General features: G+C 68.2%; 23 protein-coding genes and 1 tRNA gene. 13 read left to right on the top strand and 11 right to left on the bottom strand.

All coding sequences use genetic code 11. The annotated features are described in order from the left end of the window. Positions 1-121: 121 nt before the first annotated feature. From sugE to U4012_RS25510, 9 genes are all read right to left on the bottom strand, one after another. A complete protein-coding gene (sugE, locus tag U4012_RS25550) occupies positions 122-442 on the bottom strand; it encodes a quaternary ammonium compound efflux SMR transporter SugE (protein ID WP_044844689.1) in 321 nt (106 codons plus the stop codon). 178 nt (positions 443-620) lie between these two features. After that, a complete protein-coding gene (locus tag U4012_RS25545) occupies positions 621-905 on the bottom strand; it encodes a DUF333 domain-containing protein (RefSeq protein WP_044844690.1) in 285 nt (94 codons plus the stop codon). A gap of 157 nt (positions 906-1,062) precedes the next feature. Then, a complete protein-coding gene (gene kdpE / locus U4012_RS25540; protein WP_040127870.1) occupies positions 1,063-1,761 on the bottom strand; it encodes a two-component system response regulator KdpE in 699 nt (232 codons plus the stop codon). After that, complete coding sequence (locus U4012_RS25535; protein WP_044844691.1) at positions 1,754-4,597, bottom strand: sensor histidine kinase; 2,844 nt, start codon at positions 4,595-4,597, stop codon at positions 1,754-1,756. Before U4012_RS25535 ends, kdpE begins: the two co-directional genes overlap by 8 nt. Before the next feature lie 162 nt (positions 4,598-4,759). After that, positions 4,760-5,341 (bottom strand): potassium-transporting ATPase subunit KdpC, encoded by a 582-nt coding sequence (kdpC, locus tag U4012_RS25530; protein WP_321802119.1) that lies wholly within the window; start codon positions 5,339-5,341, stop codon positions 4,760-4,762. 24 nt (positions 5,342-5,365) lie between these two features. Next, positions 5,366-7,450: a potassium-transporting ATPase subunit KdpB gene (kdpB, locus tag U4012_RS25525; RefSeq protein ID WP_321802118.1), complete on the bottom strand. Its 2,085-nt coding sequence runs from the start codon at positions 7,448-7,450 to the stop codon at positions 5,366-5,368. A 54-nt stretch (positions 7,451-7,504) separates the two neighbouring features. Beyond that, positions 7,505-9,310, bottom strand: a complete 1,806-nt coding sequence (kdpA, locus tag U4012_RS25520) for a potassium-transporting ATPase subunit KdpA (protein WP_321802117.1) — start codon at positions 9,308-9,310, stop codon at positions 7,505-7,507. Then, positions 9,307-9,399 carry a K(+)-transporting ATPase subunit F gene (gene kdpF / locus U4012_RS25515; protein WP_006752209.1) on the bottom strand — a complete coding sequence of 31 codons (93 nt, stop codon included), beginning with the start codon at positions 9,397-9,399 and terminating at the stop codon, positions 9,307-9,309. Before kdpF ends, kdpA begins: the two co-directional genes overlap by 4 nt. A 379-nt stretch (positions 9,400-9,778) precedes the next feature. Further along, entirely contained in the window at positions 9,779-10,753 is a 975-nt protein-coding gene (locus tag U4012_RS25510) for a quinone oxidoreductase (RefSeq protein ID WP_321802116.1), read from the bottom strand. A 442-nt stretch (positions 10,754-11,195) separates the two neighbouring features. Here U4012_RS25510 and U4012_RS25505 point away from each other — a divergent pair, with 442 nt between their 5' ends. Beyond that, positions 11,196-11,549 (top strand): Rap1a/Tai family immunity protein, encoded by a 354-nt coding sequence (locus U4012_RS25505; RefSeq protein WP_044844696.1) that lies wholly within the window; start codon positions 11,196-11,198, stop codon positions 11,547-11,549. 15 nt (positions 11,550-11,564) lie between these two features. Beyond that, complete coding sequence (locus U4012_RS25500) at positions 11,565-12,032, top strand: T6SS effector amidase Tae4 family protein (RefSeq protein ID WP_044844697.1); 468 nt, start codon at positions 11,565-11,567, stop codon at positions 12,030-12,032. 129 nt (positions 12,033-12,161) lie between these two features. On the opposite strand, the gene U4012_RS25495 is transcribed toward U4012_RS25500, so the two are convergent. Continuing rightward, on the bottom strand, positions 12,162-12,554 hold the full coding sequence (locus U4012_RS25495; protein WP_044844698.1) for a methylglyoxal synthase: 393 nt from the start codon (positions 12,552-12,554) through the stop codon (positions 12,162-12,164). A gap of 55 nt (positions 12,555-12,609) precedes the next feature. Further along, complete coding sequence (locus tag U4012_RS25490; protein ID WP_044844699.1) at positions 12,610-13,389, bottom strand: SDR family oxidoreductase; 780 nt, start codon at positions 13,387-13,389, stop codon at positions 12,610-12,612. A 245-nt stretch (positions 13,390-13,634) separates the two neighbouring features. Between U4012_RS25490 and upp the strand changes: the two genes are divergently transcribed. The 11 genes from upp (at position 13,635) to U4012_RS25435 (ending at position 22,467) form a co-directional block, all read left to right on the top strand. Further along, positions 13,635-14,285 carry a uracil phosphoribosyltransferase gene (gene upp / locus U4012_RS25485; protein WP_006478229.1) on the top strand — a complete coding sequence of 217 codons (651 nt, stop codon included), beginning with the start codon at positions 13,635-13,637 and terminating at the stop codon, positions 14,283-14,285. A gap of 218 nt (positions 14,286-14,503) precedes the next feature. Continuing rightward, a complete protein-coding gene (locus tag U4012_RS25480) occupies positions 14,504-15,232 on the top strand; it encodes a YebC/PmpR family DNA-binding transcriptional regulator (protein ID WP_044844700.1) in 729 nt (242 codons plus the stop codon). 105 nt (positions 15,233-15,337) lie between these two features. Beyond that, entirely contained in the window at positions 15,338-16,615 is a 1,278-nt protein-coding gene (purD, locus tag U4012_RS25475) for a phosphoribosylamine--glycine ligase (protein ID WP_321802115.1), read from the top strand. A gap of 118 nt (positions 16,616-16,733) precedes the next feature. Then, positions 16,734-17,654, top strand: a complete 921-nt coding sequence (gene hemF / locus U4012_RS25470; RefSeq protein WP_321802114.1) for an oxygen-dependent coproporphyrinogen oxidase — start codon at positions 16,734-16,736, stop codon at positions 17,652-17,654. 41 nt (positions 17,655-17,695) lie between these two features. Further along, positions 17,696-18,403: a nicotinate-nucleotide adenylyltransferase gene (locus tag U4012_RS25465; RefSeq protein ID WP_082088490.1), complete on the top strand. Its 708-nt coding sequence runs from the start codon at positions 17,696-17,698 to the stop codon at positions 18,401-18,403. A 4-nt stretch (positions 18,404-18,407) separates the two neighbouring features. Then, on the top strand, positions 18,408-18,854 hold the full coding sequence (gene rsfS, locus U4012_RS25460; RefSeq protein WP_257772882.1) for a ribosome silencing factor: 447 nt from the start codon (positions 18,408-18,410) through the stop codon (positions 18,852-18,854). A 19-nt stretch (positions 18,855-18,873) separates the two neighbouring features. Continuing rightward, positions 18,874-19,344 (top strand): 23S rRNA (pseudouridine(1915)-N(3))-methyltransferase RlmH, encoded by a 471-nt coding sequence (gene rlmH / locus U4012_RS25455; protein WP_044844705.1) that lies wholly within the window; start codon positions 18,874-18,876, stop codon positions 19,342-19,344. A 51-nt stretch (positions 19,345-19,395) separates the two neighbouring features. Beyond that, positions 19,396-20,028 carry a Maf family protein gene (locus tag U4012_RS25450; RefSeq protein ID WP_321802113.1) on the top strand — a complete coding sequence of 211 codons (633 nt, stop codon included), beginning with the start codon at positions 19,396-19,398 and terminating at the stop codon, positions 20,026-20,028. 8 nt (positions 20,029-20,036) lie between these two features. Beyond that, a complete protein-coding gene (gene rng, locus U4012_RS25445; protein WP_044844707.1) occupies positions 20,037-21,506 on the top strand; it encodes a ribonuclease G in 1,470 nt (489 codons plus the stop codon). 200 nt (positions 21,507-21,706) lie between these two features. After that, positions 21,707-21,783 (top strand) — tRNA-Met (locus U4012_RS25440). A 348-nt stretch (positions 21,784-22,131) separates the two neighbouring features. Continuing rightward, positions 22,132-22,467, top strand: a complete 336-nt coding sequence (locus tag U4012_RS25435) for a YggL family protein (protein WP_044844709.1) — start codon at positions 22,132-22,134, stop codon at positions 22,465-22,467. Positions 22,468-22,700 lie beyond the last annotated feature (233 nt).

The raw sequence follows: 22,700 nt of genomic DNA, 5'->3' as shown, positions 1-22,700 counted from the left end.
CGGGAACGGCGCAGCGGCATTCAGGCCCGAATGCGTTCCATTATAGACAGGCTGGCAGGCGGGCCGCCGCAATTCCGCAGTGCGTCACGGCCGGGCGCGGGCGCCGGCCGGCACGGCGGCGTCACGCAGCCGACGACAGCTTCAGGCCGATCAGCCCGAGCACGATCAGCGACGCGCTCGCGACGCGGGCGGCGGTGAGCGCCTCGCCCATCATCACGATCCCGAACACGAACGCGCCGACCGCGCCGATGCCCGTCCATACCGCATACGCGGTGCCGAGCGGCAACTGGCGCATCGCGACCGCGAGCAGCCCGAAGCTGGCGAGCGCCGCCACGATCGTCACCACCGACGGTCCGAGCTTCGTGAAACCCTCGGACGATTTCATGCCGGCCGCCCAGGCCACTTCCAGCAAACCGGCGATCAACAACCATACCCACGCCATCTCGACGTACTCCGGATCGGATGGGGCCGTCCCCGTTGAAGCGAATGGCCCGGGGTCGTCCCCGGGCGGCGCCGAGTATAACAAGACGCTTACGGGCATGCCGGATGCACCGGCCGGGGGCGAACGGAGGGATCGCTGCGACGCATGGCCCGCGCGCCGCCGCCCGGCCTGCCCGGTCTCAGTTCGACACGCGTTTGGCGCCGCCGCCGCCGACGCAGCGGTCGTCGCGGTACAGCGCCCATTCGTCGCACACCCGGCCGTCCTTGAACACGCACATGCCGACCTGCCCGCTCGACAGGTTGCGGATCACGTGGCGGCCGCCGAGCTTCTCGCAGTTGACCGACGCGGGATTGGCGAGCGCCTGTTGCGGCGCCGAAGGCTGCTGCCCGGGCGGCAGCGGCTGAGCAAACGCGCCGGGCGCAGCGAGCGCCAGCGCACAGATGACGACCAGACGGACGGACATTGCACGCTCCTCGATTTCGTTCGCGGAACGGTCAGCATAGCGGGGAATCCGTGGCCGGTGTGCGCGGCCCGCTCATGCGGCGGCAATGTCGCGCCGAAGCAACTTCACCGGCGTGCGGCCTTGCATTCCGGCCGCATCGCGCGGCATGCCGCGGACGTCACGCAGCGCCGACGAGCCGGTAGCCGACGCCCGTTTCGGTGACGATATGCTCGGGTTGCGCGGGATCGCGCTCGAGCTTCTGGCGCAGGTGCGCCATGTAGATGCGCAGATAGTGATGGCTCTCGACGTGCGACGGCCCCCACACGTCGCGCAGCAGCTGGCGATGCGTGAGCACGCGCCCCGCGTGCCGCACGAGCGTCGCGAGCAACCGGTACTCGAGCGGCGTCAGGTGCACGATCTCGCCGTCGCGCCACACCTGGCGCAGCGCGAGATCGACGCTCACCGTGCCGAAGCTCACCTTCGGCGACTCGTTCGCGCCGCCCTGGTTGCGCCGGCGCAGTTGCGCGCGGATCCGCGCGCGCAGCTCGGACACGCCGAACGGCTTGGTCAGGTAGTCGTCGGCGCCGGCATCGAGCGCGGCGACCTTCTCCTCTTCCTGGGTGCGCGCGGACAGCACGATCACCGGCACCTCGGACCAGCCGCGCAGCTCGCGGATCACGTCGAGGCCATCGGTGTCGGGCAGGCCGAGATCGACGATCACGAGATCGGGCTTGCGGGTCGCCGCGTCGATCAATCCCTGCTTGCCCGTCTCCGCCTCGAACACGGCGATGTCCTCCTCTTCGAGCGCGGCGCGCACGAAGCGGCGGATCTGTTTTTCGTCCTCGATCAGGACGACGGTCAGGCTCGGTTCACTCATGATCTGGCAATGGCTCGGAGGGAGACGACGCGCCGGGCACGTCGATTTCGTCGTCGGGTACGGCAGGCACGGCCGGCGGCGTGTCGACCGGCAGCGTGAACCAGAAGCGCGCGCCCGTCACGCGGCCGTCGGGCGCGGTACGGTTGAGCGCGCCGATTCTACCGCCATGCGCCTCGACGATCGCGCGGCAGATCGCGAGGCCGAGCCCGATGCCCGGCGTCGCCGATTCCTTCTCGCCGCGCGTGAACTTGTCGAAGATCCGCGTTTCCATCCCGGCCGGCAGGCCCGGGCCGTGATCGTCGACGTGCACGCGCACGAAGGGCTGGCCGTCGTCGGTCACGCGTTCGGCGCCGATGTCGATCGGCGCGTCGGCCGGTGTGTACTTCGCCGCGTTCTCGAACAGGTTGGTGAACAGCCGCTCCATCAGCACCGCGTCCATCTGCAGGAGCGGCAGGTCGGCCGGCAGCGACACGCGCGCCGGATGCCGCGCGAGCACGCGCTTGCATGCGGCGAGCGCGGCGCCGACGGTTTCCTCGAGCAGCGACCACTGGCGCTTGAGCTGCAGGCTGCCGGCCTGCAGCCGCGCCATGTCGAGCAGGTTGGTGACGATGCCCGTCATCCGCAGCGCCTCGTCGTGGATCGCGTCGACCAGCTCGCCCTCGCGCTGCGCGAAGCGTTCGGCCGCCGCGGCGTCGCCGTCCTGCGCGGCCGCGCGACCGTTCGCGAGCATCGACGAAAAGCCGACGATCGTCGTGAGCGGCGTGCGCAGGTCGTGCGAGATCGCCGACAGCAGCGAGTTGCGCAGCCGCTCGGATTCCATGTTGACGAGCGCGTCGCGCGCGATCTCGACGTAGTGCACGCGTTCGAGCGCAAGCGCGATCTGCGCGGCGAACGCGTCGAGCATCCGCTGCTGCTCGGGCACCTCGAGTTCGCGCGGCTCGCGCGACGCGACCGCGAGCACGCCGCGCGTGCGCATCGGCGCCTTCAGCGGCAGGTACAGCGCGGCGGCGGCGGGCAGCGTGTCGGTGCCGCGGCCGGCCGGTTTCTGCTGGTCGTACACCCACTGGCCGACGTCGCTGTCGAGATCCGCGCCCGTCAGCGTGACGGCCGCGTCGGGTTCCTCGATCTTCTGCCGCACCTGGTCCGCGCTGTCGGGCAGCAGGAACGCGACGCGCGCGCGGAACACCTCGCCCACGTGGCGGCTGCCGATCTCGACGATCTGCTCGGTCGTCAGCGCCGCGCCGAGTTCGCGCGCCATCGCGTAGATCGCGCCGGTGCGGCGCTCGCGGCGCTGCGCGATGCTCGCCTGGCGCGTCAGCGTCGACGTCAGGTGGCTGATCACGAGCGACGTCAGCAGCATCCCGAAGAAGGTCAGCAGGTACTGCGTGTCGCTGACCGAGAACGACATGCGCGGCGGCACGAAGAAGAAATCGAACGCGGCGACCGACAGGAACGACTGCAGCACGCCCGGGCCGCGCCCGAGCCGCACGGCCGAGAACACGACGCCGAGCAGGTACAGCATCACGAGGTTCGTGAGGTCGAGCCGCTCGGACACGACGCTCGCGACACCGGTGATCGCCGCGCAGATCGCGGCGGCGTACAGGTAGTGGCGCGGCGGCGAACGCCGCAACCCGAATTGCGCGAACGCGTCGCGCCAGTCGCGTGCGCGCGCGTCGAGCGGCGCCGCGCGCACTTCATCGCTCGCCGACGCGCGGATCAGCATCAGGTCGACGTCGCCCGCGCGTTCGGCGAGCTGTTCGCCGAACGGCCGCGCGAAGCGGCGCGCGAGCCCGACCTTCGGCGAGCCGCCCGCGACGAGCTTCGACACGTTGCGCACCTTCGCATAGCCGATCAGCGCGGCGACCGCGTCGTCGCCCGCGAGCGTGGCCGTCTCCGCGCCGAGCTCGGCCGCGAGTTTCAACGCGTCGAGCGTGCGCTGCCGCCGCGCGTCGGGCAGCCGCTGCAGCCGCGGCGTCTCGACGTACACGGCGATCCAGTCGGCCTTCAGGCTCGCCGCGAGCCGCGCGGCCGCGCGCACGAGCGTCGGCGCCTCGGGGCCCGGCCCGACGCACACGAGCAGCCGCTCGCGCGCCTGCCAGATGCGCTGGATCGAACGGTCGGCGCGGTACTCGCGCATCTGCGCGTCGACGCGATCGGCCGTGCGCCGCAGCGCCAGCTCGCGCAGCGCGATCAGGTTGCCCTTGCGGAAGAAGTTGCGCACCGCGCGCTCGGCCTGCTGCGCGAGATAGACCTTGCCGTCGCGCATCCGCTCGAGCAGCTCCTCGGCCGGCAGGTCGACCAGCGTGACTTCGTCGGCCGCGTCGAACACGCGGTCGGGCACGGTCTCCCACACGCGGATGCCGGTAATCGCGCCGACCACGTCGTTCAGGCTTTCGAGGTGCTGCACGTTGACCGTCGTATAGACGTCGATGCCCGCGTCGAGCAGTTCGTAGACGTCCTGCCAGCGCTTCAGGTGGCGCGCGCCCTGCACGTTCGAATGCGCGAGTTCGTCGACGAGGATCAGTTGCGGCGCGCGCGCGAGCGCGCCGTCGAGATCGAATTCGGCGAGCGTGCGGCCGCGATACTCGATGCGCGCGAGCGGCAGCACGTCAAGGCCGTCGAGCAGTGCGGCGGTTTCGCCGCGGCCGTGGGTCTCGACGATGCCGACGACGACGTCGACGCCGTCCTGCAGCCGCTGGCGCGCGGCCTGCAGCATCGCATAGGTCTTGCCGACGCCGGCGGAAGCGCCGAAGAAGATCTTCAGCTGGCCGCGCCGCTGCTTTTCTTCGTCGCGCTGCAGCTTGTCGAGGAGTTGGTCGGGATCGGGGCGGTTCATGCGTCAGGAAGGCGAAACGCGGGATGGCGAACGAGTACTGTCATTGTGGTTCCAAATCGACGCAAAAGGCAAAGACGGCGCATGCGCCGTCGGACAAGCGCGTGCGGCGCGGATCGGGCCGCGCCGCACGCCGGTTGCCGCGCCGGGAGCCCGGCCGCGCGTTCAGTGCGCGGCCTGCGCCGCGTCGAGCGCGAGGTTCAGCTTCAGCACGTTCACGCGCGGCTCGCCGAGCACGCCGAACTGGCGGCCCGCCGTGTTCGCGGCGACGAGCTGCGCGACCGCGTCGGCGGTCAGCTTGCGCGCCTTCGCGACGCGCTCGACCTGGTACGCGGCGGCGGCCGGCGTGATCTCCGGATCGAGGCCGCTCGCCGACGCCGTCACGAGGTCGACCGGCACGGGCTTCGACATGTCGGTGCCGGCGTCGCGCAGCGCGGCGATGCGCGCCTTCACCTGGTCGGCGAGCGACGGGTTCAGCGGGCCGAGGTTCGAGCCGCCGGAGCCGGTCGCGTTGTACGGCATCGGCGCGGTGGCCGACAGGCGGCCCCAGAAGTACTTCGGCGCGTCGAACTGCTGGCCGATCAGCGCGGAGCCGACCGTGCGGCCGCCCTGCTCGATCAGGCTGCCGTTCGCCTGCGACGGAAACACGGCCTGGCCGAACACGGTCATCACGGCCGGATAGGCGAGCCCCGTCACGGCGGTCAGTACGACAAAGATCACGACGAGCGGGCGAATCAACGTTTTCATGATGGTTCCTTCAAATGCGGCGCATCAGGCCCAGCCGAGCGCGGCGAGCGTCATGTCGATCAGCTTGATGAACGGGAACGGCAGCAGCACGCCGCCGAGGCCGTACACCAGCAGGTTGCGGCGCAGCAGCGACGCGGCGCCGAGCGGCCGGTAAGTGACGCCCTTCAGCGCGAGCGGGATCAGCGCGACGATGATCAGCGCGTTGAAGATCACCGCGGACAGGATCGCGGAGGCCGGCGACGTCAAATGCATGATGTCGAGCACGCGCAGTTGCGGGTACGTCGTCACGAACGCGGCCGGGATGATCGCGAAGTACTTCGCGATGTCGTTCGCGATCGAGAAGGTCGTCAGCGAGCCGCGCGTCATCAGCATCTGCTTGCCGATCTCGACGATCTCGATCAGCTTCGTCGGGTTCGAATCGAGGTCGACCATGTTGCCGGCTTCCTTCGCCGCCTGCGTGCCGGTGTTCATCGCCACCGCCACGTCGGCCTGCGCGAGCGCCGGCGCGTCGTTGGTGCCGTCGCCCGTCATCGCGACGAGGCGCCCCGCCGCCTGATGCTCGCGGATCGTCGCGAGCTTGGTTTCCGGCGTCGCTTCCGCGAGGAAGTCGTCGACGCCCGCTTCCGCCGCGATCGCCGCGGCCGTCAGCCGGTTGTCGCCCGTCACCATCACGGTCTTGATGCCCATCTTGCGCAGTTCCGCGAAGCGCTCCTTGATGCCGCCCTTCACGATGTCCTTCAGCTCGATCACGCCGAGCACGCGCGCCACGCCGTCGTGCAGGTCGGCCACGACGAGCGGCGTGCTGCCGCGGCGCGCGACGTCGTCGACCGCGCGGCGCACTTCATCCGGGAAGCGGCTGCCGTGCGTCTCGACGTAGCGGCGGATCGCATCGGCCGCGCCCTTGCGGATCTCGCGACCCGGGAGATCGACGCCGCTCATCCGCGTCTGCGCGGAGAAGCCGAGGAAGGTCGCATGCAGCTGCGCCATGTCGCGCTGACGGATGTTGAAGCGTTCCTTAGCGAGCACGACGATGCTGCGGCCTTCCGGCGTCTCGTCGGCGAGCGACGACAGCTGCGCGGCATCGGCCAGTGCCTCCTCGCTCACGCCCGGCGCGGGCACGAACATCGACGCCTGGCGGTTGCCGAGCGTGATCGTGCCGGTCTTGTCGAGCAGCAGCACGTCGACATCGCCGGCCGCTTCCACCGCGCGGCCCGACGTCGCGATCACGTTCGCCTGCATCATCCGGCTCATCCCGGCCACGCCGATCGCCGACAGCAGCCCGCCGATCGTCGTCGGGATCAGGCACACCAGCAGCGCGACGAGCGCGGTGATCGTCACTACGTGGCCGGCCTTCATCGCTTCGACCGAGAACATCGAGAACGGCAGCAGCGTCGCGGTCGCGAGCAGCATCACGATCGTCAGCGCGACGAGCAGGATCGTCAGCGCGACCTCGTTCGGCGTCTTCTTGCGCTTCGCGCCTTCGACCATCGCGATCATCCGGTCGAGGAACGCCTCGCCGGGGTTCGCGGTGACCGTCACGACGATCCAGTCGGACAGCACGCGCGTGCCGCCCGTCACCGACGAGAAGTCGCCGCCCGACTCGCGGATCACGGGCGCGGATTCGCCGGTGATCGCCGATTCGTCGACCGACGCGACGCCGTCGACGACTTCGCCGTCGGCCGGGATCACGTCGCCGGCCTCGACCAGCACGACGTCGCCTTTACGCAGGTCCGACGCGGTCGTGATGCGGATCGGCGACTTCGGATGCGGCTCGTTGAGCTTCTTCGCCATCACGTCCTTCTTCGCGCTGCGCAGCGACGCGGCCTGCGCCTTCGAACGCCCTTCGGCGAGCGCTTCGGCGAAGTTCGCGAACAGCACGGTGAACCACAGCCACAGCGCGATCGCGAGGATGAAACCCGCGGGCGCCTCGGCCTGGCCGGCGAGCGCCGCGATCCACAGGATCGTGGTCAGGATGCTGCCGACGTACACGCAGAACATCACCGGGTTGCGGAACTGCGTGCGCGGCGTGAGTTTCTTGAACGAATCCACGATCGCCGGGCGCAGCAGCGCCGGATCGAACATGGACCGTGTTGCGGAATGTTGAGTCATTGCGATCTCTTCAATCTCTTCAGTCTTTGCAAGGTGTCGCCATGCGCTCGTGCGTCATGCGCCCAGCCACATCATCAGATGCTCGACGCCCGGGCCGAGCGCGAGCGCCGGCACGTAGGTCAGCGCGCCCACCAGCATCACGGTGCCGAGCAGCAGCACGACGAACAGCGGGCCGTGGGTCGGCAGCGTGCCGCTCGTCACCGCGATGCGCTTCTTCGCGGCGAGCGAGCCGGCGATCGCCAGCACCGGCACGATCGTGCCGAAGCGGCCGAACCACATCGCGATCGCGGTCATCCAGTTGTAGAACGGCGTGCCGACCGTCAGGCCCGCGAACGCGCTGCCGTTGTTGTTCGCGGCCGAGCTGAACGCGTACAGGATTTCCGAGAAGCCGTGCGGGCCCGGGTTCGCGATGCCGGCCTTGCCTGCATCGGCCAGCACCGCGATCGACGTGCCGACCAGCACCAGCAGCGGCGTGAGCAGCACGACGATCGACACCATCTTCATTTCGTACGACTCGATCTTCTTGCCGACGTATTCCGGCGTGCGGCCGATCATCAGGCCCGCGACGAACACCGCGAGCAGCGCGAACACCAGCATCCCGTAGAGACCGGACCCGACACCGCCGTAGATCACCTCGCCGAGCTGCATCAGCAGCATCGGCACGAGACCGCCGAGCGGCGTCAGCGAATCGTGCATCGTGTCGACCGCGCCGCACGACGCGGCCGTCGTCGCGACCGTGAAGATGCCGGTCTGCGCGATGCCGAAGCGCGTTTCCTTGCCTTCCATGTTGCCGCCCGGCTGCAGCGCGCTCGTCGACTGGTCGACGTGCAGCGCGGCGAGCGTCGGGTTGCCGGCCTGCTCGGCGCTCACCTCGACGCCGATCGCGACCGCAAACGCGACCGTCATCGCCGCGAGCACCGCGATGCCCTGCCGGCGGTCGCCGATCATGCGGCCGAACACGAGGCACAGCGCCGCGGGAATGATCAGGATCGCGAAGATCTGGATGAAGTTCGCGAACGGCGTCGGGTTCTCGTACGGATGCGCGGAGTTCGCGTTGAAGAAGCCGCCACCGTTGGTGCCGAGCATCTTGATCGCTTCCTGCGACGCGACCGGGCCCATCGCGAGTGTCTGCTTCGTCAGCTGCGTCGGCACCGTGACCGCGTTACCCTTGTCGTCCTTCATCGGGTTGCCCTGCGCGTCGAGCTTCGGCGCCGCATAGGTGCTCGTCTGCAGCACCGGCACGTCCTGGTAGGACTTCATGTTCTGGATCACGCCCTGGCTCATCAGCAGCGCGGCGATCACCACCGACATCGGCACGAGCACGTACATCGTCACGCGCGTGAGGTCGACCCAGAAGTTGCCGATCGTCTGCGCGGTGTGACGCGCAAAGCCGCGGATCAGCGCGATCACGACGACGATGCCGGTCGCGGCCGACAGGAAGTTCTGCACGGTCAGGCCAAGCATCTGCGTCAGGTAGCTGACGGTCTGCTCGGGCGTGTAGTCCTGCCAGTTCGTGTTGGTGACGAAGCTGACGGCCGTGTTGAATGCGCCGTCAGTCGTCATCGCGCCGAACTGCTGCGGATTGCCGGGAAGGAAACCCTGCAGGCGCAGCAGGCCGTAGAGAAACAACGCGCCGAGCGCGTTGAATGCGATCGTGGCGACTGCGTAGCGCTTCCAGTTCATCTCGGTGCCGGCGTCGACGCCGGCGATGCGGTACAGCGCGCGCTCGAGCGGTCCGAACACGCGCACGACGCGCGAGCTGCCGTCCATCACGGCCGTCAGGTAGCGCGCGACCGGCACGGCCGCCGCAAGCAGCACGACGATGAACAGCAGCGTCTGCAACAGGTTGTTCGCGTTCATTCGATGTCCTCCGCGCGCAGCAGCGCAAAGACGAGATACGCAAACAGCAGGGCCGTCGAGGCACCCGCCAGCCAAAGCATCCAGGTCATGCGCGCCCCCCGCGGCCGTATTGCACGAGCTTCTCGCAACCGGCAAGCAAACCGAGGATCAGCGCTGTGAACAGCACCAGTGCGCCGATGAAAACCCCATCCATTTTTGTGTTCTCCGTCGTCGAAATCGGACGACTAGAACCTTATGGGAACGCGCGTAAAGGACGGGTCAAAGGTCATCGGGCCGGTATAAAAAACGCGTAAACGCGTGCGGCGCGGGACGGCGGGTGGAACGGCGGACGGGACGGCGGCGGGACAGCGGGCGGGACGTCGGGCGGAACAGCGGACCGAACGTCGGTCGAGACGAAGACTGGACGGACGGCGACCGTCGCCGCCCGCCAGGGTGCGCGCCGGCGCGGTGCCGGCGCGAAGGGATGCGTCAGGGAACGAGGATCGTCGAGCCGGTCGTCTTGCGCGACTCGAGGTCGGCATGCGCGCGGCCGACTTCCGCGAGCGGATAGCGCTGGTTGATGCTCGTCTTCACCTTGCCCGACAGGATCACGTCGAACAGCTCGGCGGCCGCGGCTTCGAGATCGGCGCGCTTCGCGATGTACGAGAACAGCGTCGGCCGCGTGAAGAACAGCGAACCGCGCGACGAGAGCTCCTTCGAGTCGATCGGCGGCAGCGGGCCCGACGCGTTGCCGAAGCTGACGAACAGCCCGAGCGGCGCGAGGCAGTCGAGCGAACCGATGTAGGTGTCCTTGCCGATCGAATCGTAGACGACCGGCACGAGCGCATCGCTCGTGATCGCCCTCACGCGCTGCGTGAAGTTCTCGCGCGTGTAGACGATCGGGTGGTCGCAGCCGTGCGCTTTCGCGAGTTCGGCCTTCTCGTCGGAGCCGACCGTGCCGATCACCGTTGCGCCGAGCGCCTTCGCCCACTGGCAGACCAGCAGGCCGACGCCGCCCGCCGCGGCATGGATCAGGATCGTGTCGCCGGCCTTGACCGGATACGTGCGGCGCAGCAGGTAGTGTGCGGTCAGGCCCTGCAGCATCACCGACGCCGCTGCGTCGTAGCTGACGCCGTCCGGCAGCTTGACGAGGCGGTCGGCGGGCAGCACGCGCTCCTGCGCGTACGCGCCGGGCGACGACCACACATAGGCGACGCGGTCGCCGGGCTTGAATGCGGTCACGTCATCGCCGACCGCCGTCACCTCGCCGGCCGCCTCCATCCCGAGCCCGGCGGGCAACGGCTGCGGATAGAGGCCGGTGCGGAAATACACGTCGATATAGTTGAGCCCGACCGCATGCTGCTTGACGCGGACCTGGCCCGCCTGCGGCTCGCTGACCTCGACGTCGACCCACTTCATCACGTCCGGGCCGCCTGCCTGGTCGTATCGGATTGCTTTCGGCATCGTTTCGCTCCTCGCTTGTCTGGAAATTCGGTTCGGCAAATACGTCGCTGCCCCCGAACGGCGAGGCGGGCAGACGCGGGACACTGCGCGTGATTTTCGCGCGTCGCGCGCGCTCGTGCTGCACGCCGCGGCAATCCCTTCACGACCGTAGGGTCTTCGCGAAAAACGATCGGCACGTGACGTGCATTCCGGCGGATGGCGCGGCATCCGGTCCGTCGCGACCTTGCGCTCGTCTCGCGTGCGGCACGTGCCCCACGTGCAACATTTCGCCACGTTCAAGGAATCATCTTCGGGTCGGACGAATGGCTGTCCATTCAGCGATGGCAAAGCGTCGCCACCCATTGCACCGTGCGGTCCCCCCGCGAAATCATGCGGTCCATGGAGATTTCCGGGATGGTGACCGTGCTATTTTGCTTTGCGCCGAATTCACGAACCCCATGCCATGAACGCCCTTTTCATCCGCAATGCATTTGTTTTCGCATCGTTGTCGGCAGGTATCGGCATCGCGAACGGAGCCGCGCTCCCACGCGTCGACGGTGCGCGGCTGCTCAATGGCATCAGCCGTACGGACAACAATCCGTACGCCGACGCCGAGCGCCACGTCATGACCGGTTATCTGGCCGGCGTGGCCGACATGACCGAAGGCAAGGACTGGTGCGACAACGGGCGCATCAAATCCGGAGAGATCGATTCGGAAGTGATCGGCGGTCTTCGAAAACTGCCGAACGATGCGCTGCGCACAAACGCAGCAGGCCTGATCGCCCGCATCCTGCAGCAGAAATATCCGTGCCGTTGATCGGGGACGATCTGCTTGAAACCACACTTCTCATTACTGAACAGCCACTATCCGGACAACAGGACGGTATCCAGGGAAGCGCTATACGAGGAACTAGGCTGGCAAGACCTGGTCGCCAATCCGGCGTATGCAAATACGTGCGCCATTCGGATCAGCCTGGCACTCGTCAAGAGCGGAATGACATTGCGCGGCGGCCTCGTCATTCAGAAGGGGCCGCACCGTGGACGGCGAATTGAAGCCGGCCAGGCGAGGCTGGCCAACATGCTGGCGGAGCCGGCCTATTTCGGCAAGGCTGAAGTGTTCCGGCGAGACGATGCGACGACCGGCATTGCCGCCAGAAAGGGCGTCGTGGCCTTCTGGAACATCCCCGGATACATGAACGGCCGCGGCGGACACATCGACCTGATCGATGGCGCCCGCGCCCTCTGCAGTTCGGATTGCTACTGGGCTGCATCAACCGTGTGGTTCTGGTCGTTACGATGAGCGACCGGCCGCGATCTCGGGCATCGCAATCCGCGCCTGTTTCGGCGCTATCAACGCTCACCGCCATCCGTCACATGTCATCCACACGACGGATGGCGGCAAGCACGCACACTCACGCGTGCAGAACGCCTAGCAAACGTCCTGCATGTTGCGCGCCAGATCGTCGAGCAGCATCCGCGCGGTCGCGACATTCGTCGCGACCGGCACGTCGTGCACGTCGCATGCGCGCACCAGCGCGGTGATGTCCGGGTCGTGCGGCTGCGCGGTCATCGGGTCGCGCAGGAACACGACGATGTCGACGCGGCCTTCGGCCAGCTCAGCACCGATCTGCAGGTCGCCGCCTTGCGGCCCCGACAGCTTGCGCTCGACCTCGAGCCCGTGCGCGGCGGCGATGCGGCCGCCCGTGGTGCCGGTCGCGACCAGCCGGCATTGCGCGAGCGTCGCGCGGTACTGGCCCGCGAGCGCGACGATCTCGTCCTTCTTCGCGTCGTGCGCAATCAGTGCGATGCGGGGTTTGCTCATCTCCGTTTCCTTCGTGGGTCGATTGTTGTCGTATGTTTGAACGGCGGTGCGCGCGTCAGAACGTGCCCGGATACGCGCCGCCGTCGAGCAGCCAGTTCTGCCCGGTGATATAGCCGGCATGCACGCTGCAGAGGAACGCGCACGCCGCGCCGAATTCGGCGCGCGTGCCGAGGCGCCCGGCCGGGATTTCCTTCGCGCGCCGCGCGCGCATCTCGTCGACGCTCACGCCCTGCGCCTTCGCCGACGCGGCGAGCGTCGTCGCGATCCGGTCGGTGTCGAACAGCCCGGGCAGCAGGTTGTTGATCGTCACGCCCTGCCCCGCGACCTTGCGCGACAGCCCCGCGACGAAGCCGGTCAACCCCGAGCGCGCGCCGTTCGACAGCGCGAGCACGTCGATCGGCGCCTTCACGGCCGAGCTCGTGATGTTGACGATCCGGCCGAAGCCGCGGCCGATCATCCCGTCGACGGTCGCGCGGATCAGCTCGATCGGCGTCAGCATGTTCGACTCGAGCGCGCGGATCCAGTCGTCGTGCGAGAAATCGCGGAAATCGCCGGGCGGCGGCCCGCCGGCATTCGTCACGAGAATGTCCGGCTGCGGGCACGCGGCGAGCGCGGCCGCGCGGCCGTCGGGCGTCGTGATGTCGCAGGCGACGGCGGTGATCGACACGTTCGACCCGGCGCGGATCTCCTCCGCGGTTTCCTCCAGCGTGTCGCGCGTGCGCGCGACGATCACGAGGTTCACGCCCTCGGCGGCCAGCGCTTCCGCGCAGCCGCGCCCGAGCCCCTTGCTCGCCGCGCACACGAGCGCGGTCTTTCCTGCGATGCCGAGATCCATCGTCGATTCCTTTATGGCGACGCGCGCCGGACGGGCCGGGTCGCCGACGGGTCGCAGGCCGGTTCGCCGGGCGGGCGAACGGTCGCGAACGCAGGCGAGCGGGCGAACACGGCGCGCGGATTGTCGTGAGACGTCGATAATATCCGGATCACGTGGCGCGCCTTGGTAAAATTGCGGCTATGAGCGGCGGCCGGCCTGGCGCCGGCGCCGCCCCCGATCCCCTTTTGCCGCCAAGGCACTCCGTCATGAAACAGGACAGCCGTTTCCCGAATCTCTTCATCACCGATCACCCGCTGATCCAGCACAAGCTGACCCACATGCGCGACAAGGACACGTCGACGCGCACGTTCCGCGAACTGCTGCGCGAGATCACGCTGCTGATGGGCTACGAGATCACCCGCAACCTGCCGATCACGACCAAGCGGGTCGAAACCCCGCTGGTGGCGGTCGACGCACCGGTGATCGCGGGCAAGAAGCTCGCGATCGTGCCCGTGCTGCGCGCCGGCATCGGGATGTCGGATGGCCTGCTCGACCTGGTGCCGTCCGCGCGCGTCGGCCACATCGGCGTGTACCGCGCGGAAGATCACCGCCCGGTCGAATACCTGGTGCGCCTGCCCGATCTCGAGGATCGCATCTTCATCCTGTGCGACCCGATGGTCGCGACCGGCTATTCGGCCGTGCACGCGGTCGACGTGCTCAAGCGCCGCAACGTGCCGGCCGCGAACATCATGTTCGTCGCGCTGGTCGCCGCGCCCGAGGGCGTGCAGGTGTTCCAGGACGCGCACCCGGACGTGAAGCTGTTCGTCGCGTCGCTCGACTCGCACCTGAACGAGCATGCGTACATCGTGCCGGGCCTGGGCGACGCGGGCGACCGCCTGTTCGGCACCAAGAACTGACAGACGGCGCCGCCGGGCCGCGCGGCCCGGCACGCCGCAACGGCCCGCCCGGCCGTTCGGCCATGCGCGGCGGCCCCGAAGCGACGGTCGCCGCGTGATAAAATCACGTTCCACTCGACACGCGCGGCCCCGCGGCTTCATGCCCGCCCAGACGGCCGCCGATTCAACGACACATTGGCACAATCGCCCGCGCAGCGCGCCCGGGCACGGAGAAAGGTATGGCTGGTCATTCGAAATGGGCCAACATCAAGCATAAGAAGGCAGCGGCCGACGCGAAGCGCGGCAAGATCTGGACCCGACTGATCAAGGAAATCCAGGTCGCGGCCCGCCTCGGCGGCGGCGACGCGAGTTCGAACCCGCGCCTGCGTCTCGCGGTCGACAAGGCGGCCGACGCGAACATGCCGAAGGACAACGTCAAGCGCGCGATCGACCGCGGCGTCGGCGGCGCGGACGGCGCGAACTACGAAGAAATCCGTTACGAAGGCTACGGCATCAGCGGCGCGGCGATCATCGTCGACACGCTGACCGACAACCGCACCCGCACAGTCGCGGAAGTCCGTCACGCATTCTCGAAGTTCGGCGGCAACATGGGCACCGACGGTTCGGTCGCGTTCATGTTCGATCACGTCGGCCAGTTCCTGTTCGCGCCCGGCACGTCGGAAGACGCGCTGATGGAAGCGGCGCTCGAAGCCGGCGCGGACGACGTCAGCACGAACGACGACGGCTCGATCGAAGTGCTGTGCGACTGGCAGGCGTTCTCGGCAGTGAAGGACGCGCTCGAAGCCGCGGGCTTCAAGGCCGAACTCGCCGAAGTGACGATGAAGCCGCAGAACGAAGTCGAATTTACCGGCGACGATGCGGCGAAGATGCAGAAGCTCCTGGACGCGCTCGAGAACCTCGACGACGTGCAGGAGGTGTATACGAACGCCGTCATCGTCGAGGAATGAGATGCCGGCCGCCGAGCGCAGCGTTGCGACGGCGGCCCGACCGATTTCGCGGCCGGCGCGCCTGAGCGTGCCGGCCGCCCTGTTTTCTAGTCTGCGGGGAATCCCATGAAACTACTCGTCGTCGGTTCCGGCGGTCGCGAACATGCACTGGCGTGGAAGCTCGCGCAGTCGCCGCGCGTCCAGATGGTCTACGTCGCGCCCGGCAATGGCGGCACGGCGCAGGACGAGCGTCTGAAGAACGTCGACATCACGTCGCTCGACGCGCTGGCCGATTTCGCGGAAAGCGAAGGCGTCGCGTTCACGCTCGTCGGGCCGGAAGCGCCGCTCGCGGCCGGCATCGTCAACCTGTTCCGCGCGCGCGGCCTGAAGGTGTTCGGCCCGACCCGCGAAGCCGCGCAACTCGAAAGCTCGAAGGATTTCGCGAAGGCGTTCATGAAGCGCCACGGCATCCCGACCGCCGACTACGAAACCTTCTCCGACGCGGCTGCCGCCCACGCGTACCTCGACGCGAAGGGTGCGCCGATCGTCGTGAAGGCCGACGGCCTCGCGGCCGGCAAGGGCGTCGTCGTCGCGATGACGCTGGAAGAAGCGCACGCCGCGGTCGACATGATGCTGTCGGGCAACAAGCTGGGCGACGCCGGCGCGCGCGTCGTGATCGAGGAATTCCTCGATGGCGAGGAAGCGAGCTTCATCGTGATGGTCGACGGCAAGCACGCGCTGGCGCTGGCTTCGAGCCAGGACCACAAGCGCCTGCTCGATGAGGACCGCGGCCCGAACACGGGCGGCATGGGCGCCTACTCGCCCGCGCCGATCGTCACGCCGCAGATGCACGCACGCGTGATGCGCGAAATCATCATGCCGACGGTGCGCGGGATGGAGAAGGACGGCATCCGCTTCACGGGCTTCCTGTACGCAGGCCTGATGATCGACAAGGAAGGCAATCCGCGCACGCTGGAATTCAACTGCCGGATGGGCGACCCCGAGACGCAGCCGATCATGGCGCGCCTGAAGAGCGATTTCTCGAAGGTCGTCGAACAGGCGATCGCGGGCACGCTCGACACGGTCGAGCTCGACTGGGACCGCCGCACCGCGCTCGGCGTCGTGCTGGCCGCGCACGGCTATCCGGACGCGCCGCGCAAGGGCGACCGCATCAACGGGATCCCGGCCGAGACCGAACAGGCCGTGACGTTCCATGCGGGCACGACGCTCGACGGCGACAAGCTGACGACGTCCGGCGGCCGTGTGCTGTGCGTGGTCGGCCTCGCCGATTCGGTGCGCGAAGCGCAGCAGCATGCGTACGACACGATCAACCAGATCAATTTCGAAGGCATGCAGTACCGCCGCGACATCGGCTTCCGCGCGCTGAATCGCAAGAACACGTAACGCCCTGACCGCCGCTTTGCCGTCGCAAACGGCGGCCTCCTCTGCCGGGGTTCGATAGAATGCCCGGCAGATGCCTTTTTTACGGCCCCCGCTTCGCGCGGGGGCAGCCAGTCCAGACATGACCGATTCGACCTACGACGTGGCGCGCGTGCGCACGTATCTCCAGGGCCTGCAGACACGCATCGCCGACGCGCTCGGCGCGCTCGACGGCACGCCGCTCGCGACCGACGCGTGGCAGCGCGGGCCCGAGGAGCGCCTGCGCGGCGGCGGCTGCACGCGGATTCTCGAAGGGGGCCGCGTGTTCGAGCGCGCGGGGATCGGTTTTTCCGACGTCGCGGGCGATGCGCTGCCGCCGTCGGCGAGCGCCGCGCGCCCGCAGCTGGCCGGCCGTGGCTTCGAGGCGCTCGGCGTGTCGCTCGTGCTGCATCCGCGCAACCCGTACTGCCCGACCGTGCACATGAACGTGCGGATGCTGATCGCGACGAAGCCCGGCGAGGCGCCGATCTTCTGGTTCGGCGGCGGCATGGATCTGACACCGGTTTATCCGTTCGAGGACGACGCGCGGCATTTCCACCAGACCTGCAAGGACGCGCTCGATCCGTTCGGCGCCGAGCTCTACCCGCGCTTCAAGACGTGGTGCGACGAGTATTTCTTCCTGAAGCACCGCAACGAGACGCGCGGCATCGGCGGGATCTTCTTCGACGATTTCTCCGAGCCCGGATTCGAACGCTCGTTTGAGATGATGCAAAACGTCGGCGACGCGTTCCTGAACGCGTACCTGCCGATCGTCGAACGCCGTGTCGCGCTGCCGTACGGCGAGCGCGAACGCGACTTCCAGGCTTACCGGCGCGGCCGCTACGTCGAATTCAACCTCGTGTTCGACCGCGGCACGCTGTTCGGGCTGCAAAGCGGCGGCCGGACCGAGTCGATCCTGATGTCGATGCCGCCGGTCGCGCACTGGCGTTACGACTGGCAGCCTGAGCCGGGCTCGCCGGAAGCGCGCCTGAGCGAGTTCCTCGTGCCGCGCGACTGGGTCTGAGCCCGTCGCGCCCCGCCGCCTCAAGAACAGGACACGTTTTTCTGGACACCACCACCCGCCCCGCCCCGCAGCCGCTGTCACGTCGTATCGGCCTGCTGGGCGGCACGTTCGATCCGATCCACGACGGCCACCTCGCGCTCGCGCGCCGGTTCGCCGACGTGCTCGGCCTGACCGAGCTCGCGCTGCTGCCCGCCGGGCAGCCGTACCAGAAGCGCGACGTGTCGGCCGCCGAGCACCGGCTCGCGATGACGCGCGCCGCTGCCGGCTCGCTGTCGCTGCCCGGCGTGACGGTCACCGTCGCGACCGACGAGATCGAGCACGCGGGGCCGACCTATACGGTCGAGACGCTCGCACGCTGGCGCGAGCGGATCGGCCCCGATGCGTCGCTGGCGCTGCTGATCGGCGCCGACCAGCTGGTGCGGCTCGACACGTGGCGCGACTGGCGCAAGCTGTTCGACTACGCGCACGTGTGCGCGTCGACGCGCCCGGGCTTCGACCTCGGCGCGGCGCCGCCGGACGTCGCGCAGGAAATCGCGCGGCGGCAGGCCGGTGCCGACGTGCTGAAGGCGACGCCGGCCGGCCACCTGCTGATCGACACGACGCTGGCGTTCGATATCGCCGCAACCGACATCCGCGCGCACCTGCGCGAATGCATCGCGCGTCACGCGCAAATGCCCGATGCGTCGGCCGAGCATGTGCCGGCCGCCGTCTGGGCCTATATTCTTCAACATCGTCTCTACCATTCCTGATTCCATGGATATCCGCAAACTGCAGCGCGTGATCGTCGACGCTCTCGAAGACATCAAGGCGCAAGACATCAAGGTGTTCAACACCAGCCACCTGACCGAACTGTTCGACCGCGTGATCGTCGCGTCGGGCACGTCGAACCGCCAGACCAAGGCGCTCGCATCGAGCGTGCGTGACAAGGTCAAGGAAGCCGGCGGCGACATCGTCAGCTCCGAGGGCGAAGACACCGGCGAATGGGTGCTGGTCGACTGCGGCGACGCGATCGTGCACATCCTGCAACCGGCGCTGCGCCAGTACTACAACCTCGAGGAAATCTGGGGCGACAAGCCCGTGCGGATGAAGCTCGGCGGCGGCAAGGGTCCGAACGGTCTCGCTACCGCCAGCGAAGACGAGGACGACGAGGAAGAAGCGCCCGCACGCCCGGCGCGCAAGACGGCTGCCCGCCGCCGCTGAGCCGCAGCGAGTCGCCCCGATGAAGCTTTTCATCCTCGCGGTCGGCCACAAGATGCCCGGCTGGATCGCGTCCGGCTTCGACGAATACACGAAGCGGATGCCGCCCGAGCTGCGCATCGAGCTGCGCGAGATCAAGCCCGAACTGCGTTCGGGCGGCCGCAGCGCGGAAAGCGTGATGGCGGCCGAGCGGCAGAAGATCGAGGCCGCGCTGCCGAAGGGCGCACGCATCGTCGCGCTCGACGAGCGCGGCCGCGACTGGACCACCATGCAGCTCGCGCAGGCGCTGCCCGGCTGGCAGCAGGACGGCCGTGACGTCGCGTTCGTGATCGGCGGCGCCGACGGGCTCGATCCGGAACTCAAGGCGCGCGCCGACCTGCTGCTGCGCATCTCGAGCATGACGCTGCCGCACGGAATGGTGCGCGTATTGCTTGCCGAACAGCTTTACCGCGCGTGGAGCATCACGCAGAATCACCCCTACCATCGCGCATGACGTGCCGTCCTCGGGACGCGCGCCGCGCGCGCTCAACGAGATAACGACACCATGCCGTCCAGCACGCCCCCTGCCCTTTTCCCGACCCTTTACCTCGCTTCGCAAAGCCCGCGCCGCCAGGAGCTGCTGCAGCAGATCGGCGTGCGCTTTGAATTGCTGCTGCCGCGCCCCGACGAGGACGCCGAGGCGCTCGAAGCCGAGCTGCCCGGCGAAGCCGCCGATGCGTACGTGCAGCGCGTGACCGTCGCGAAGGCCGAGGCCGCGCGCTCGCGTCTCGTCGCGAGCGGCAAGCCGGCCGCGCCGGTGCTGGTTGCGGACACCACGGTGACCATCGACGGCGCGATCCTCGGCAAGCCGGCCGATTCCGACGACGCGCTCGCGATGCTGACCCGCCTCGCAGGCCGCGAACACGAGGTGCTGACCGCCGTCGCGGTGGTCGGCGCCGACGGCGAACTGCTGCCGCCCGCGCTGTCGCGCTCGTCGGTGCGCTTTTCGGCCGCGCCGCGCGACGCGTTCGAGCGCTACGTCGAGACCCGCGAACCGTTCGGCAAGGCGGGCGCCTACGCGATCCAGGGACGCGCGGCCGAATTCATCGAGCGAATCGACGGTTCCCATTCGGGTATCATGGGTCTGCCCCTTTTTGAGACTGCCGCGTTGCTGCGCACCGCGCGCGTCGCCTTCTGAATCGCACCATGAACGAAGAAATCCTGATCAACCTCACGCCGCAGGAAACGCGGGTCGCACTCGTCCAGCAAGGCGCGGTGCAGGAGCTTCACGTCGAGCGCACGCTGTCGCGCGGGCGGGTCGGCAACATCTACCTCGGCAAGGTCGTGCGCGTGCTGCCCGGCATGCAGTCGGCGTTCATCGACATCGGTCTCGAGCGCGCGGCGTTCCTGCACGTCGCCGACATCTGGCATCCGCGCCTCGCGGGCGAGCCGCAGTCGGGCGCGCCGCACCAGCCGATCGAGAAGACCGTGTTCGAAGGCCAGACGCTGATGGTCCAGGTAATCAAGGATCCGATCGGCACGAAGGGCGCCCGACTGTCGACGCAGGTCAGCATCGCGGGCCGCACGCTCGTCTACCTGCCGCAGGAGCCGCACATCGGCATCTCGCAGAAGATCGAGAGCGAGGCCGAGCGCGAGGCCGTGCGTGCGCGGCTGACCGCCGTGATCCCGCCGGACGAGAAAGGCGGCTACATCGTGCGCACGATCGCCGAGGACGCGACCTCCGACGAACTGGCCGGCGACGTCGCCTACCTGCGCAAGACCTGGACGACCATCGTGGCCCAGGCGCAGCGGCTGCCGGCGACGAGCCTGCTGTACCAGGATCTCGATCTCGCGCAGCGCGTGCTGCGCGATTTCGCGAACGACGACACGACGCGCATCCAGGTCGATTCGCGCGAGACGTACCAGCGCCTCGCGGAATTCGCGAACGAATTCACACCGGCGGTGAGCCCGAAGCTGCATCACTACACCGGCGAGCGGCCGCTGTTCGACCTGTACAACATCGAGACGGAGATCCAGCGCGCGCTGTCGCGCCGCGTCGACCTGAAGTCGGGCGGCTACCTGATGATCGACCAGACCGAGGCGATGACGACGATCGACGTGAACACCGGCGGCTACGTCGGCGCGCGCAACTTCGACGACACGATCTTCAAGACCAACCTCGAGGCCGCGCATACGATCGCGCGGCAGCTGCGGCTGCGCAACCTCGGCGGGATCATCATCATCGACTTCATCGACATGGAGAACGCCGAGCATCGCGACGCGGTGCTGTCCGAGTTGAAGAAGGCGCTGTCGCGCGACCGCACGCGCGTGACGGTCAACGGCTTCTCGCAGCTCGGGCTCGTCGAGATGACGCGCAAGCGCACGCGCGAATCGCTCGCGCACGTGCTGTGCGAGCCGTGCCCGACCTGCCAGGGCAAGGGCCAGGTGAAGACGTCGCGCACGGTGTGCTACGACATCCTGCGCGAGATCCTGCGCGAGTCGCGCCAGTTCAATCCGCGCGAATTCCGCGTGATCGCCGCGCAACAGGTGATCGACCTGTTCCTCGACGAGGAGTCGCAGCATCTCGCGATGCTGATCGACTTCATCGGCAAGCCGGTGTCGCTGCAGGTCGAGTCGAACCTGAGCCAGGAGCAATACGACATCGTGTTGATGTAAGGTCATGCGCGGCGATCTCCGAATCGGGAGATCGCCCCCCACCCTTGCCGCGGGCATCGAGCAAAAATATCAATTGGCACGCCGAGCTTCGAGGGCTCGGGCAACGTAAGCGCCCCCGGGCGAGCGAAGCACGGCCGCTTGATTTCAACTTTGGTCACTGAGCATTTGACGCACCGCAGCAGTGTCACTATAATTCGCGCCGCGGGGTGGAGCAGTCTGGCAGCTCGTCGGGCTCATAACCCGAAGGTCATAGGTTCAAATCCTATCCCCGCAACCAAACATCGAAGCCCGCTTTGCGACAGCAAGCGGGCTTTTTGCATTTCGCCGATTCGCTGGTTCGTATCGCTCGACTCGAAGCCGCCGGCGCTGGCAAAGCCGAAGACGCTCGCCATCCCTGTATCATTCGGTCACGCGTGCAATCAGCCGCCGGCCGAGCCGCACCGCGAAAGCCAAGTCGATCGATTGTTCAACGATGGTTTTCTGATCGGCCGCGCGACAGCACGAGATCGCGACGACGCAACGCTCGCCCCTTTCGCGACCGGCCGGACCGCGCGGCACGTCGGGACAGTGCCCGCAGCGGCCGCCGCGCTATCCTTTCCCACCTCACATTCACTCACCACACACCATGAGCCAACGCCACAACCGCCGCCAGCGCAAGAAACTCCACATCGCCGAGTTCCAGGAACTCGCGTTCAACGCGGCCGCGCAATACCGCAACGAGCTGTCCGACCTCGAGCGTGGCCAGCTGATCGATGCGTTCATCGATTTCGTCGAAGCGAACGGGCTGCTGACCGTCGCCTCCGCTGACGAAGGGATCGGCGCCTACGTGATCTCCGGCGCGCCGCGCGGCACGACCACCGACGCCGACCGCGAGAACGTGCGGGCGTGGCTGGCCGCACGTCCGGAGCTGACCGACGTCCGGGTCAGCGAATTCACCGACGCGTGGTATCCGGACGCCTGACGCTCCGTTTTCTCCCTGCTTCATGCAGCGCCCGCGCCCGCCCGCCATGACGGCGGCGGGCCGGGGCGGCACCCGTGTGAGCCGCCCCTCATCCGCCGGCCTTCCCCGTCGCCCGACTGCGACGCGACGGCCGCCGATCCCTACCTTTCCCCGACAGTCCGCCTCCAGCAAGCCATCGAAATCGGCCCTGAAAGGAAGACACGTTAAACTCTCACCTCGCGTGGTGCGCCGCC

Origin of the sequence: Burkholderia sp. BCC1988 (assembly GCF_905339895.1) — a bacterium.
GTDB lineage: Bacteria > Pseudomonadota > Gammaproteobacteria > Burkholderiales > Burkholderiaceae > Burkholderia.
This window is presented reverse-complemented; position numbering and strand designations above follow the sequence as displayed.

Coding starts and splice junctions, on each gene's coding strand:
- sugE (WP_044844689.1), bottom strand. CDS start 442: ATGGCGTGGGTATGGTTGTTGATCGCCGGTTTGCTGGAAGTGGCCTGG.
- U4012_RS25545 (WP_044844690.1), bottom strand. CDS start 905: ATGTCCGTCCGTCTGGTCGTCATCTGTGCGCTGGCGCTCGCTGCGCCC.
- kdpE (WP_040127870.1), bottom strand. CDS start 1,761: ATGAGTGAACCGAGCCTGACCGTCGTCCTGATCGAGGACGAAAAACAG.
- U4012_RS25535 (WP_044844691.1), bottom strand. CDS start 4,597: ATGAACCGCCCCGATCCCGACCAACTCCTCGACAAGCTGCAGCGCGAC.
- kdpC (WP_321802119.1), bottom strand. CDS start 5,341: ATGAAAACGTTGATTCGCCCGCTCGTCGTGATCTTTGTCGTACTGACC.
- kdpB (WP_321802118.1), bottom strand. CDS start 7,450: ATGACTCAACATTCCGCAACACGGTCCATGTTCGATCCGGCGCTGCTG.
- kdpA (WP_321802117.1), bottom strand. CDS start 9,310: ATGAACGCGAACAACCTGTTGCAGACGCTGCTGTTCATCGTCGTGCTG.
- kdpF (WP_006752209.1), bottom strand. CDS start 9,399: ATGACCTGGATGCTTTGGCTGGCGGGTGCCTCGACGGCCCTGCTGTTT.
- U4012_RS25510 (WP_321802116.1), bottom strand. CDS start 10,753: ATGCCGAAAGCAATCCGATACGACCAGGCAGGCGGCCCGGACGTGATG.
- U4012_RS25505 (WP_044844696.1), top strand. CDS start 11,196: ATGAACGCCCTTTTCATCCGCAATGCATTTGTTTTCGCATCGTTGTCG.
- U4012_RS25495 (WP_044844698.1), bottom strand. CDS start 12,554: ATGAGCAAACCCCGCATCGCACTGATTGCGCACGACGCGAAGAAGGAC.
- U4012_RS25490 (WP_044844699.1), bottom strand. CDS start 13,389: ATGGATCTCGGCATCGCAGGAAAGACCGCGCTCGTGTGCGCGGCGAGC.
- upp (WP_006478229.1), top strand. CDS start 13,635: ATGAAACAGGACAGCCGTTTCCCGAATCTCTTCATCACCGATCACCCG.
- U4012_RS25480 (WP_044844700.1), top strand. CDS start 14,504: ATGGCTGGTCATTCGAAATGGGCCAACATCAAGCATAAGAAGGCAGCG.
- purD (WP_321802115.1), top strand. CDS start 15,338: ATGAAACTACTCGTCGTCGGTTCCGGCGGTCGCGAACATGCACTGGCG.
- hemF (WP_321802114.1), top strand. CDS start 16,734: ATGACCGATTCGACCTACGACGTGGCGCGCGTGCGCACGTATCTCCAG.
- rsfS (WP_257772882.1), top strand. CDS start 18,408: ATGGATATCCGCAAACTGCAGCGCGTGATCGTCGACGCTCTCGAAGAC.
- rlmH (WP_044844705.1), top strand. CDS start 18,874: ATGAAGCTTTTCATCCTCGCGGTCGGCCACAAGATGCCCGGCTGGATC.
- U4012_RS25450 (WP_321802113.1), top strand. CDS start 19,396: ATGCCGTCCAGCACGCCCCCTGCCCTTTTCCCGACCCTTTACCTCGCT.
- rng (WP_044844707.1), top strand. CDS start 20,037: ATGAACGAAGAAATCCTGATCAACCTCACGCCGCAGGAAACGCGGGTC.
- U4012_RS25435 (WP_044844709.1), top strand. CDS start 22,132: ATGAGCCAACGCCACAACCGCCGCCAGCGCAAGAAACTCCACATCGCC.